The organism is Acidovorax sp. CCYZU-2555, assembly GCF_018413525.1.
GTDB lineage: Bacteria > Pseudomonadota > Gammaproteobacteria > Burkholderiales > Burkholderiaceae_C > Comamonas.
The window spans coordinates 1-11,292 of sequence record NZ_JAHCDD010000123.1 but is presented as its reverse complement, the minus strand read 5'-3'; the positions used below and the strand labels follow the sequence as shown (position 1 = coordinate 11,292).

Genomic DNA, 11,292 nt, shown 5'->3' with positions numbered 1-11,292 from the left:
GGCGCTCACCGATCGCGTGCGACGCATCTATGGCCGGCCCATGCCGCCCGTGAACCTGGAAAGCGCGGGGCGCTGAAGCGTCCGATGCCGCTCAGCGACCGCCCTGGCGCCGCACGTGCGGCTGCAGCAGCACCACCAGCGCGCCCGCGCCGCCATCGGCGGGCCGCGCCTGCACAAAGGCCAGCACTTCCTGCTTTTGCACCAGCCAGCTGTGCACGCGGCCCTTGAGAACGGGCATGCGGCCCGGCGAGCCCAGGCCCTTGCCGTGCACCACGCGCACGCAGCGCGCGCCGTCGCGCTGGGCGTGGCGAATGAATTCGCCCAAGGCCTCGCGCGCTTCGTCGGTGCGCAGGCCGTGCAGATCGAGCTGGCGCTGGATGCTCCAGTGGCCGGCGCGCAGCCTGTGGGCGACATCCTGGCCCATGCCGGGGCGCAGGTAGCTGAGCTGGTCGTCGGTCAGCAGCAGCGTGCTGACGTCGAACTCATCGCTGATGGCTTCGCGCAGCACCGCCTGCTCGTCGAGCAGCCGCTGCTGGGGCACGGGCAGCACGTTGCCGGGCAGCGGCACGAGCCGGTTGCCCGCGTGGCGCAGCGGCCGCACGGCGCCTATCGCCTGCAGGAACAGCGCGCGGTCGGTGGCCGGGCGCAGCGCGATGCGCCGCTGCTCCTCGGCCAACAGCGCGGCCTGCCGCGCCGCGGCCGCCAGGGCTTTGCGTACCGGTTTCAGGTCTTGGAGAGATTTCACGCGCATGGCGCGTTTTTATCCGAATATGGGCCGGCGCCCGCGCAAGCGGCCCTCATACCCTGTAAACCGCGCTGCTTTTGCCCTCAAGCTGTCACAGCAAGCCCTGCTGCGCCATCGACAGCCCCGCACCCGGCGCGACGATGATGTGGTCGAGCACACGCACATCGACCAGGGCCAGCGCGCTGCGCAGGATCTCGGTCAGCGCCACGTCGGCGGGGCTGGCCTGCACGCCGCCGCTGGGGTGGTTGTGCGCCAGCACCACGGCGGCTGCGCGGTGCTGCAACGCATGCAGCACGACTTCCCTGGGGTAAACGCTGGTTTGTGCGAGCGTGCCCCTGAACATTTCTTCCATGGCGATCAGCCGGTGCTGGTGGTCGAGAAACAGCACGGCAAAGACTTCGTGCGGCTTGCGTGCGAGGTGCAGCTGCAGGTATTGGGTCACGGCTTGCGGGCTGTCGAAGACCGCGCGTTCGCGCAGGCGCTGGGCCAGCGCGCGGCGTGCCAGCTCGAGCACGGCCAGCAGCTGCGCGCGCTTGGCCGGGCCCAGGCCCTTGATACGCGCCAGTTCGTCGGGGCAGGCCTGGAGCAGGCCGGCAATGCCGCCAAAACCTGGGCCTGTTCTCCCGCCAAGCGAATCCGCCCCGGGTTCTTCGAGCAGTTCCTGCGCCAGCTGCAGCACGCCCTTGCCCTTGATGCCGGTGCGCAACACAATCGCCAGCAGCTCGGCGTCGGCGAGCGACTCGGGGCCGCGGGCCAGCAGTTTTTCGCGCGGCTGGGCAGCGCGCGGCAGGTCTTTGAGAGGCATGGCGCAACTCCTGCCGGGCCATGCCGCAGGCACCTGGGAGCAGCGCCGCCGAGGGGCATCTGCAAGCCGCCGCGTGGGGACATGGCCGGGGTTTCTACAATAGACCCCAGTTTATCGGGACTCTCATGACATCTAGCGCACAACCCACTTTGGCTTCGCAGACTGCCGTACCCACGGTGCAGGCCGGATCGTTTCTGACCCTGCATTACCGCCTGGCCGGCCCGGCAGGCGACGTGATCAACACTTTTGGCGAAAAGCCCGCGACGCTGTCGCTGGGCGCGGGCGAGCTGTCGCCCGCGGTCGAGCAGCGCCTGATCGGCCTGGAAGAGGGCGTGCGCACGACGTTCGAGCTGCCCGCGGGCGAAGGCTTTGGCGAGCGCAATGCCGACATGCAGCAGTGGGTGGCGCGCAAGCTGATGAACGAGCTGGGCGACCCGTACGAGAAATACACGCCCGGCGACGTGGTGCAGTTCCCCACGCCCGACGGCCTGGGCAGCTATGCGGGCGCCGTGGTGCGCGTGCGCGAAGACGGCGCGGTGCTGTTCGACTTCAACCATCCGCTCGCCGGCCAGCCCGTCACCTTCGAGGTGCAGATCATCGGAGTGCTCTGAGCCATGAGCAAGCCCCAGGAAATCGTTCTTGCCGAGCCGCGCGGCTTCTGTGCCGGCGTCGACCGGGCGATCGAGATCGTCGAGCGCGCGATCGCCAAGTTCGGCGCGCCGATCTACGTGCGCCATGAAATCGTGCACAACACGTTCGTGGTCAATGATCTCAAGACCCGGGGCGCGATCTTCATCGAGGAACTCGACGACGTGCCGCCGGGCGCCACTTTGGTGTTTTCCGCGCACGGCGTGAGCCAGGCCGTGCAGCAGGAGGCCAAGCGCCGGGGCTTCCAGATTTTCGACGCAACCTGTCCTCTGGTCAGCAAGGTGCATGTCGAAGTCGCCAAGCTCGCCAAGGAAGGCTACGAGTTCATCATGATCGGCCACAAGGGCCATCCCGAAGTCGAAGGCACGATGGGCCAGCTCGACCACGGCATCCACTTGGTCGAGGAAGTGGAAGACGTCGCCACGGTCCAGCCCGGCCAGACCGAACTGCTGGCCGTGGTCACGCAGACCACGCTCAGCGTCGACGACGCCGCCGCCATCATGGCCGCGGTGCGCGAACGCTTTCCGCAGGTGCGCGTGCCCAAGCAGCAGGACATCTGCTACGCCACGCAGAACCGCCAGGATGCGGTCAAGGTGCTGAGCCCGCAGGTCGACGTGGTGATCGTCGTCGGCAGCCCCACCAGCTCCAACAGCAACCGGCTGCGCGAACTCGCGGCGCGTCTGGGCACACGCGCCTATATGGTCGACAACGCCCAGGAGCTGCAGCCCGACTGGTTCGAAGGCGTGGCGCGCGTAGGCCTCACGGCGGGTGCCTCGGCACCCGAAGTGCTGGTGCGCGAAGTCATAGACCGCATCAAGGCGCTGGGCGCGACCTCGGTGCGCAGCATGAACGGCATCGAGGAGACCGTGAAGTTTCCGCTGCCCAAGGGCCTCAAGATCGACGCCGCCACCGGCCTCGAAATCGAAGTGCGCAAGGCGCCCGAGCTGGGCCCGGGCCGCTGAACCGGCTTCAGCTCCAGAGATCGAGCGGCGGATCGGCCGCGACCGCGCGCAGGATGTCGGTGCGCGAGACAAAGCCCGCGAGATGGCCCAGCTCGTCGGTCACGGGCAGGCCCGGCAGCCCGGTGTCGAGCAGCACGCCCGCGAGCCGGCGCAAGGCCGTGTCGGCCGCGACCGCTGGCACGGGGCTGATCATCACCGCATGCACCGGGCGCTTGGCCAGGTCGATCGCGTCCTGCACCGAGCCCGGCGTGGGCAGCAGGTCGAGCGGCGCCATGTCGGCGCGCAGCAGCAGGCCCACGACGCGGCCCTGGGCATTGAGCACGGGCGCCTGCGCGACGCGCTGTTCGGCGAGGATCTGCCAGGCATCGTTGACGCGCATGTCGGCGGGCACGGTGAGCGCGCCGCGGGTCATCACATCGCGCACGAATTCCAGCGGCTGGCGCTCGACTTGCGGGCCTTTTTCGGTCGCTGCATAGGCATCGACGGCTTCCTGCGCCGCACGCGGCAGCGCGGGCGCGGTGGTATCGGGCAGGGCCGCGATATCGGCGGTCTCTTGCGCGTCGACATCGGCGCTGCGCGTGCGCAGCGCCTGCGGACGTTGCACGCGGCGCACGGGCGCGACCTGGCTGAGCTGCGCCGGGCCGCCGCGGTAAATCGGGCCATCGGGGCCTAAAACATAGAACATGGTGTGTCGAAGCCGTGGTTGGGTGGAAGGCGGATTGCCTGCGATCTTGACACGACCCGGTGGCGCTAGACACCTGGCGGGTATCAGTCTCTGTCGGCATTTCTGTGGTCTTGCGCGGGGGCCACTAGAATTGCCGTCTATGCTAGACATCCTTCTCCTTCGCAAAGACCTCGACACCGCCATCGCGCGGCTGGAAACCCGTAAAAAGCCCCAGGCTTTCCTGAACGTGGAGGCCTTCCAGTCTCTCGAGTCCGAGCGCAAGCGCCTGCAAACGCGCACCGAGGAACTGCAAGCCCAGCGCAACCAGCTTTCCAAGCAGGTCGGCATGCTGATGGGCAAGGGCGACAAGGAAGGCGCCGAAGCCGCCAAGGCCCAGGTTGCTGCCATCAAGACCGAATTCGAAACCTCGTCGACGCGCCTCGAACAGATCCAGGGCGAGCTGCAGACCATGCTGCTGGCCGTTCCCAACATGCCGCACGAAAGCGTGCCCGTGGGCAGCGACGAGTCGGGCAATGTCGAAGTGCGCCGCTGGGGCACGCCCAAGGCCTTCGAATTCGAAGCCAAGGACCATGTCGACGTGGGCACGCCGCTGGGCCTGGACTTCGACATGGGCGTCAAGCTCTCGGGTTCGCGCTTCACCGTGATGAAGGGCCCGATCGCGCGCCTGCACCGCGCGCTCGCGCAGTTCATGATCGACCTGCAGACCGAAGAGCATGGCTATACCGAATGCTATGTGCCTTACGCCGTCAACGCCGACTCGCTCAAGGGCACGGGCCAGCTGCCCAAGTTCGAAGGCGATCTGTTCGCGGCCAAGAAGGGCGGCCAGGACGGCGAGCCCGTGCCCGACCATGCGGCGCTGTACCTGATTCCCACGGCCGAAGTGCCGCTGACCAACTTCGTGCGCGACCAGGTCGTGGCCGAAGCCGATCTGCCGATCAAGCTCACGGCCCACAGCCCCTGCTTCCGTTCCGAAGCCGGCAGCTACGGCCGCGACACGCGCGGCATGATCCGCCAGCACCAGTTCGACAAGGTCGAGATGGTGCAGATCGTGCACCCCGACAAGAGCTACGAAGCGCTGGAAGAAATGACCGGCCACGCCGAAGCTGTGCTGCAGAAGCTGGGCCTGCCTTACCGCGTGATGAGCCTGTGCACGGGCGACATGGGCTTTGGCGCCGCCAAGACCTATGACCTCGAAGTGTGGCTGCCCGGTCAGAGCAACTACCGCGAGATCAGCTCGGTGTCGAACTGCGAAGCTTTCCAGTCGCGTCGCCTGCAGGCACGCTTCAAGAACGCCCAGGGCAAGAACGAATTGCTGCACACCTTGAACGGTTCGGGCCTGGCCGTGGGCCGCTGCCTGGTGGCCGTGCTCGAGAACTACCAGAACGCCGACGGCTCGGTGAGCGTGCCCGAAGCACTGCAATCGTACATGGGCGGAAAAACTTCGATTCAGCCCTGAAAAACAGTGCTACAATAGATGCTTCGACACACAGGAGAGGTGGCAGAGTGGTCGAATGTACCTGACTCGAAATCAGGCGTACCGCAAGGTACCGTGGGTTCGAATCCCACCCTCTCCGCCAGAATCAAAGCCCAAGTGAGAAATCACTTGGGCTTTTTCTTTTGTGCGCATGAAACCGGTCCCAATGGACTTCGCATGGATGCGGCATGTGGCGTGCCGCACTGGCTGCGCGCAAGGTTCAGATGGAGGCTTGCTGGCGCTCGCTGTGCCGCTGCGCGGCCTGGTGATTAGGCTCTGTGAGCGCATAGCCCTGCGGCGCCACGAAGCCGCCGTGCGCCTGCGCGAACAGTTCGGCGAACTTGATCGCCGTCAGGTCTTCGAGATACGCGCCCATGGCCTGCGCGCCCACGGGCAGGCCGTCGTGCGCAAAGCCCAGCGGAAAGCTCGTGGCGGGCAGTCCCGGCAGCACGGCCAGACCCACCCAGTGGAACAGTTCGACGAATTTCTGCTGTTCGGTCGTGCCGCCCACTTCGACGGGAAAGTCGCGCGCTTTCTGCGGCTCGGTATGGTCATGGCGAAACGCCGTGGTGCTCAGCACGGGGCTGAGCACGACATCGACCTGCGAGAAAACGGCTTCCCACTGCGCGCGGATCTGCAGGCGCTGTTCGTTGAGCTGCAGCCATTCGTCGTGCGTGATCTGCGCGGCGTTGCGCGTGGCCAGCGGCGAAGGCGCGCTCTCGCTTTCCTGTTGCGCCGCCGCTGGCGCGCCAGGCACAGAGGAATATTTGAGTCGGCGATAGATGTCGTTGGCGGCCTCGAGGTCTGGCAGTGCACTCTCCAGATCGGCGCCATGGCGCACCGTGACGCCTGATTTGCGCAGCGCGTCCAGCAGGCGCTTTTCCACGGTCTTCTCCACGTCCGATTGCTTGCGACCGGGCCAGGTGCCCAGCACCAGTACGCGGAAATCAGCGAGCCTTTCATGGCGCGGCGCGGGCAGCTCCAGGCGCCAGCCCTTGGCGGCGAGCGGATCGCGGTTGATCAGCACCTGCAAGGCGATCGCCAGGTCCTGGGCGCTGCGCGCCAGCGGGCCGGCGACGGACAGGTCGCGCGGCGCGAGGCGCACGGGCGGCAGTCCGGTTTTCGCGTAATGCACGATGCCGTAGGTCGGCTTGTGGCCGAAGATGCCGGTGAAGTGCGCGGGAATGCGGATCGAGCCGCCGATGTCGGTGCCCAGCTCCAGCGCGCTCAAGGCCGCGGCGATCGCCGCCGCAGAGCCGCCCGACGATCCACCGGGCGTGCGCGCCAGATTCCACGGGTTATGGGTCACGCCGTAGACCGGGTTGTAGCTTTGCAGATCGGCCAATGCCACGGGCACATTGCTCTTGCCCAGTATCACCGCGCCCGCGGCGCGCAGCGCCGCCACGGCCGGCGAATCGCCCTCGGGCACATGGTCGCGGTGGGCGGCATTGCCCACGCAGGTGACCAGACCTTCGACATGGAAATGTTCCTTGACGGTCACAGGCACGCCCAGCAGGGGCCGCCGCTCGCCGCGCGCCAGCGCCGCGTCGGCCTGGCGCGCCTGTTCGCGCGCCGATTCCCAGTCCGTGGCGACGATGGCATTGAGGGCCGGATTGAAGCGTTCGATGCGCGCGATCTGGTGCTCGATCAGATCGATGGCGCGCAGTTCGCCCGCTGCCAGGGCCTGCGCCTGTTCATGCGCGGGCGCCCAGGCCCAGCGTTCGAGCGCGGAGGTGAGATCAACAGGGATGGTGGTCATGGTCCGTCTTTCCTTTGCTGTCTTGCGGCTGGGTCAGTCTGTCAGCGCGAATTCATTGTGCTGCGCGGGCGTAGCCATGCGCAGCAGGCGGCGTTTGCGCTGGCGTTCGGGGTCGGGCCACAGTGCGCTGGCGACCAGCTTGCGGGTATAGGCCTGGCGCGGCTGGTCGAGGATTTCGGGCGTGGGCCCGGCCTCCACCACCTCGCCGCGGCGCAGCACCACGACCTGACGGCACAGTTCGCGCACCACCGAAAGGTCGTGGCTGATGAACAGGCAGGCAAAGCCGTTTTCGCGCTGCAGCTCGCGCAGCAGGTCGAGAATGCTGGCCTGTATCGATACGTCCAGCGATGACGTCGGTTCGTCGGCCACCAGCAGCAGCGGATCGAGCGCGATGGCGCGCGCGATCGCCACGCGCTGGCGCTGGCCGCCCGAAAGTTCCACGGTCAAGCGATTGCGCCAGGCCGCGGGCAGCCGTACCTGATCGAGCAACTGGTCCACGCGCCGCCGCAGCTGCGCCTTGTCGAGCTGCCGGTGCGCGCGCAGGGGCTCGGCAATGGCTTCATCGAGCGTCATGCGCGGGTTGAGGGAGTTCGCGGGGCTCTGGAACACCGCGCCTATGCGCGCGCGCAATTCGGGCGCGCTGCCGGGCGAGCGCCTGCCCAGATCGTGGCCGTCAAAGACCACGCGCCCGCTGGAGGGCGCAATCAGCCCCAGCAGGCTGCGGCCTATGGTCGATTTGCCCGAGCCCGACTCGCCCACCAGCCCCAGGAACTGGCCCGCATGCAGCGCGAACGACACGCCATGGACCACGTCCGTGCGCCGGCCCCAGCCGCTGGAATAGCCCACGTGCAGCGCGTCCACGGCCAACAGGGGCGTCTGCGCAATCGGTGGCGCTGCCTGGGCCGCGTTGCGCCCGGGCAGGGCCGCGAGCAGTTCGCGCGTGTACGCCGCGGCGGGGGCATGAAACAGCTGGGCCGCGGGCGCGTTTTCCACGATGCGGCCCTGGCGCATGACGATCACGCGCTGCGCCAGATCGGCGACCACGCCCATGTCGTGGGTGATGAGCAGGACTGCCATCTGCCGGTCGCGGTTGAGTCGCCAGATCAGATCGAGGATTTCCTGCTGCACCGTGACGTCCAGCGCCGTGGTGGGCTCGTCGGCGATCAGCAGCTCGGGCTCGCCCGCGAGCGCCAGCGCGATCATCACGCGCTGCAGCTGGCCGCCCGACATCTGGTGGGGAAAGGCCTTGAGCCGCGTCGCGGCCTCGGCGATGCCTACGCTGTCCAGCAGTTCTATCGCGCGCGGGCGGCGCGCGCCGCCGGACAATTCGGGGTGGCGCAGGCGCAGCGTTTCGTCGAGCTGCGCGCCTATGCAGAACACCGGGTCCAGCGCCGCCGTGGGGTCCTGGAACACCAGCGCGATGCGCCGGCCCAGCCAGGCGCGGCGTGCCGCGCCCTCGGTTGCCAGCAGGTCGGTGCCGTCGAAATTTGCGTGCCCGCGGACTTCGGTGTCGCCGGGCAGCAGGCCCAGCAGCGACATCGCGCTGGCCGATTTTCCCGAGCCCGACTCACCGACCAGGGCGACGATTTCCCCGCGCCCGATCTCGAAGTCAATGCCATGTACGGTCCAGGCCGGGGAATCGGCGAAGCGTATCGCCAGGTCGCGCACCGCGAGCAGCGGCGTGGTCTCAGCCATTGACTTCATGGCCGGCGTCGAGCCAGCGATCCAGGCGTGGCAAGGTGACCGCATACACGCCGAACGCGCGCCGCAGATTGGCCAGCGCGACAAACTCGTCGGGGCCGTGGGGCGAGCCATGGCCCGGCGGCAGGAAGTCGGGGCGCAGCTTCACGGGCTGGCCGCGAAACAGCAGGCCCGGCGTGCGGCCGAAGCCCGGGCCGAAGGTGACCGAGCGCGGCAGCAGGCGCGCATGGGTGCCGCCGCCCATGGAGAACGGTTCGGTGCGCGTTTCGGCCGTGCTGTCGAACGTGTCCTGCAGCAGCGCGACCAGCGGGCTGTTGCGGTCGATATGCATGGGGGCCGAATGCCGCTCCACGCGCAGCGTGCCGCCCAGCGGCGCCAGCGCCGCGCCCAGGGTCTGGGCAATGCGTTCGGGGTCGGCGCTGCGCGGGTAGCGGATGTCGACCTGCAGTTCGAAGCCGCCTTCTACGGGCAGCACCACGCCGCCGTTTTGCGTCAGCCGGCCGGTGTCTTCGTCTTCCTGCGCCGTGCCCGCGCCCAGGCCCCAGGGGTCGGCCAGCAGCTGCGCCACGACGTCGGCCGCGGCCAGATCAGCGCCTTGGACCAGCCCGGCGCCGCTGAGCGCGCGCAGCAGCAACGTAATGGCGTTGACGGTGTTTTCGGGAAAGGCCGCGTGGCCCGACTGGCCGCGCGCCAGCAGCTGCGTGGCATCGCCTTGTGCCTGCGCCGTCAGCGTCGCCGCGAGTTCGGCGGGCAGGCGTGCCAGCGCCTGCTGCACTTCGGCCAACGGCAGCGCCAGCGAAACCGCTGCAGTGGCCGGCACGGCATTGGCCGCCACGCCCGCGCGAAACTGCGACAGCACCGGGCCCGCGGGAACGCGCAAGGCCAGGTTCAGCATGCCTTTTTGCGCATGGTTCACGGGAAAGCCCCCGTCGGTCACGATGGACACGCGCGGCACCGGATAGTGCTGAACGTAGTGCGCGATGTCGGACATGCCGGCTTCTTCCGCGCCGCCGTAGATGATGCGTACCGTGCGCTGCGGTTGCAGCCCGAAATCGCGCAGCGCGCGCAGCAGGTAGAGATCGGCCAGCGCCGGCCCCTTGTTGTCGGCCGCGCCACGGCCGATGACGAAACCGTCGCGCTCGAAAGGCGCGTACGGCGAATGCACCCAGTTGTCGCCCGCGGGCACGACATCGAGGTGGGAGACCAGGCCGATCTCTTCGGCGGCCTCGCCCCACAGCACCGACAGCGCGTAGCCGTCGTGGGTTTCGGTGCGAAAGCCGAATTCGTGTGCGCGCGCGGCCACCAGATCGAAGATGCGTGCGACTTCGGGCCCGAACGGCTGACCCGGGCGGGCCGCGTCCAGTTCGGCCACGCTGGGCACGGCCACCCATTGCAGCAGGTCGGCGACGAACTCCTCGCGGTGGGCGTCGAACCACTCGACGGCGCGCTCGAAAAGCGCACTCTCGTCGGGGCTCAGCGTGCCGCTTTGAGGCAGGGGCAGGGGATGGGGCAGGCGTTGGTTCATATCAGGATTTCTGCGAAGAGTTCTTGCGGCGCGGCCACAGGTCGGCGACCGGGCGCGCGGGGCGGCGGTTGAGGCGGCTGGAAAGCGCCTCGCCCAGGAAGTTGATGGCCAGCACCATCAGCACGATGGCGATGCCCGGAGGCATCCACAGCCACCATTGGTCGTTGAGCACCCGCATGCTCTGGGCCGCGGCCAGCATGTTTCCCCAGGACGGCTGGGGCTGGCGCACGCCCAGGCCCAGAAAGCTCAGCGCGGCCTCGGCCAGCACGCCTTGTGCCACGGCCAGCGTGGCGTAGACCAGGATGGGGCCGTAGCTGTTGCGCAGCAGATGCCGCAGCACGATGCGCAGCGGCGAGGTGCCCATGGCGCGCGCGGCGAGCACGAACTCGCGCTCGCGCAGCGACATGAATTCGGCGCGCACCAGCCGCGCCAATCCGGTCCAGTGCAGGATGCCGATGATGAGAATGACATTCCACACGCTGGCGCCGAACAGCGCCGCGAGCGTGATGGCAATCGCATAGAAGGGGAAGCACATCACGACTTCCGTGAAGCGCATCACGACCGCATCGACCAGTCCGCCGCAGTAGCCCGCGAGCGCGCCCAGCGCCACGCCTATCACCAGCTGCAGCGCGACGGCCGATACGCCCACCAGCACCGATACCCGCCCGCCGTAGAGAAGGCGCGAGAGCACGTCACGGCCGAGCTCGTCGGTGCCCAGCCAATGGCCGTCGCCGGGCGCGGCCTCGATGGCGAACAGATCTATTTCGTCGGGCGCGAAAGGTGCGAGCCAGGGCGCGAACACCGCCAGCGCGACCATGAGCGACAGAATCGCGGCGCCGATCACGAAGAACGGGTCGCGCAGCAGGCGGGAGCCGGCGCGCGGCGCTGCGGCCGCCGGCGCGGCAGGCGCGCCGGCGTCGGCACCAAGATGGACGGCCGCCAGCGGCGCCGTCGTCGACAGATTCAAGCCGGGAACACTCATCTCACC

10 protein-coding genes and 1 tRNA gene are annotated in these 11,292 nt (G+C 68.3%); 4 read left to right on the top strand and 7 right to left on the bottom strand.

The features are described 5' to 3' along the window. Positions 1 to 91: 91 nt before the first annotated feature. Entirely contained in the window at positions 92 to 751 is a 660-nt protein-coding gene (locus KHY18_RS25975) for a Smr/MutS family protein (protein ID WP_213307056.1), read from the bottom strand. Positions 752 to 836: 85 nt separating this feature from the next. Beyond that, entirely contained in the window at positions 837 to 1,550 is a 714-nt protein-coding gene (radC, locus tag KHY18_RS25970; protein WP_213307053.1) for a RadC family protein, read from the bottom strand. A 125-nt stretch (positions 1,551 to 1,675) separates the two neighbouring features. Here radC and KHY18_RS25965 point away from each other — a divergent pair, with 125 nt between their 5' ends. Both KHY18_RS25965 and ispH read left to right on the top strand, forming a co-directional pair. Next, the gene (locus KHY18_RS25965) at positions 1,676 to 2,161 is read left to right on the top strand and encodes an FKBP-type peptidyl-prolyl cis-trans isomerase (protein ID WP_213307050.1); all 486 of its coding nucleotides are present in this window, start codon (positions 1,676 to 1,678) and stop codon (positions 2,159 to 2,161) included. A 3-nt stretch (positions 2,162 to 2,164) separates the two neighbouring features. Further along, a complete protein-coding gene (gene ispH, locus KHY18_RS25960) occupies positions 2,165 to 3,160 on the top strand; it encodes a 4-hydroxy-3-methylbut-2-enyl diphosphate reductase (protein ID WP_213307047.1) in 996 nt (331 codons plus the stop codon). Positions 3,161 to 3,167: 7 nt separating this feature from the next. On the opposite strand, the gene KHY18_RS25955 is transcribed toward ispH, so the two are convergent. Then, complete coding sequence (locus tag KHY18_RS25955; protein WP_213307044.1) at positions 3,168 to 3,845, bottom strand: CBS domain-containing protein; 678 nt, start codon at positions 3,843 to 3,845, stop codon at positions 3,168 to 3,170. 139 nt (positions 3,846 to 3,984) lie between these two features. Between KHY18_RS25955 and serS the strand changes: the two genes are divergently transcribed. Beyond that, positions 3,985 to 5,301, top strand: coding sequence for a serine--tRNA ligase (gene serS / locus KHY18_RS25950; protein ID WP_213307040.1), 1,317 nt, complete (start codon positions 3,985 to 3,987; stop codon positions 5,299 to 5,301). A 33-nt stretch (positions 5,302 to 5,334) separates the two neighbouring features. Continuing rightward, positions 5,335 to 5,422: transfer RNA gene (locus KHY18_RS25945), tRNA-Ser, on the top strand. Between the two features lie 117 nt (positions 5,423 to 5,539). On the opposite strand, the gene KHY18_RS25940 is transcribed toward KHY18_RS25945, so the two are convergent. The 4 genes from KHY18_RS25940 to opp4C form a co-directional block, all read right to left on the bottom strand. Further along, entirely contained in the window at positions 5,540 to 7,078 is a 1,539-nt protein-coding gene (locus KHY18_RS25940) for an amidase (RefSeq protein ID WP_213307037.1), read from the bottom strand. Positions 7,079 to 7,111: 33 nt separating this feature from the next. Then, entirely contained in the window at positions 7,112 to 8,782 is a 1,671-nt protein-coding gene (locus tag KHY18_RS25935; protein ID WP_213307034.1) for a dipeptide ABC transporter ATP-binding protein, read from the bottom strand. Further along, positions 8,766 to 10,304, bottom strand: a complete 1,539-nt coding sequence (locus KHY18_RS25930; protein WP_213307031.1) for a Sapep family Mn(2+)-dependent dipeptidase — start codon at positions 10,302 to 10,304, stop codon at positions 8,766 to 8,768. The genes KHY18_RS25935 and KHY18_RS25930 overlap by 17 nt, the downstream gene beginning before the upstream one ends. A gap of 1 nt (position 10,305) precedes the next feature. Next, positions 10,306 to 11,292, bottom strand: a 987-nt coding sequence (gene opp4C / locus KHY18_RS25925; protein ID WP_213307028.1) for an oligopeptide ABC transporter permease, incomplete at its 5' end; no start/stop codon positions are given.

Excerpts from the sequence above, each read along its gene's own strand:
- KHY18_RS25935 (WP_213307034.1), bottom strand. The coding sequence starts at position 8,782 with ATGAAGTCAATGGCTGAGACCACGCCGCTGCTCGCGGTGCGCGACCTG.
- KHY18_RS25975 (WP_213307056.1), bottom strand. The coding sequence starts at position 751 with ATGCGCGTGAAATCTCTCCAAGACCTGAAACCGGTACGCAAAGCCCTG.
- radC (WP_213307053.1), bottom strand. The coding sequence starts at position 1,550 with ATGCCTCTCAAAGACCTGCCGCGCGCTGCCCAGCCGCGCGAAAAACTG.
- KHY18_RS25940 (WP_213307037.1), bottom strand. The coding sequence starts at position 7,078 with ATGACCACCATCCCTGTTGATCTCACCTCCGCGCTCGAACGCTGGGCC.
- serS (WP_213307040.1), top strand. The coding sequence starts at position 3,985 with ATGCTAGACATCCTTCTCCTTCGCAAAGACCTCGACACCGCCATCGCG.
- KHY18_RS25965 (WP_213307050.1), top strand. The coding sequence starts at position 1,676 with ATGACATCTAGCGCACAACCCACTTTGGCTTCGCAGACTGCCGTACCC.
- KHY18_RS25930 (WP_213307031.1), bottom strand. The coding sequence starts at position 10,304 with ATGAACCAACGCCTGCCCCATCCCCTGCCCCTGCCTCAAAGCGGCACG.
- KHY18_RS25955 (WP_213307044.1), bottom strand. The coding sequence starts at position 3,845 with ATGTTCTATGTTTTAGGCCCCGATGGCCCGATTTACCGCGGCGGCCCG.
- ispH (WP_213307047.1), top strand. The coding sequence starts at position 2,165 with ATGAGCAAGCCCCAGGAAATCGTTCTTGCCGAGCCGCGCGGCTTCTGT.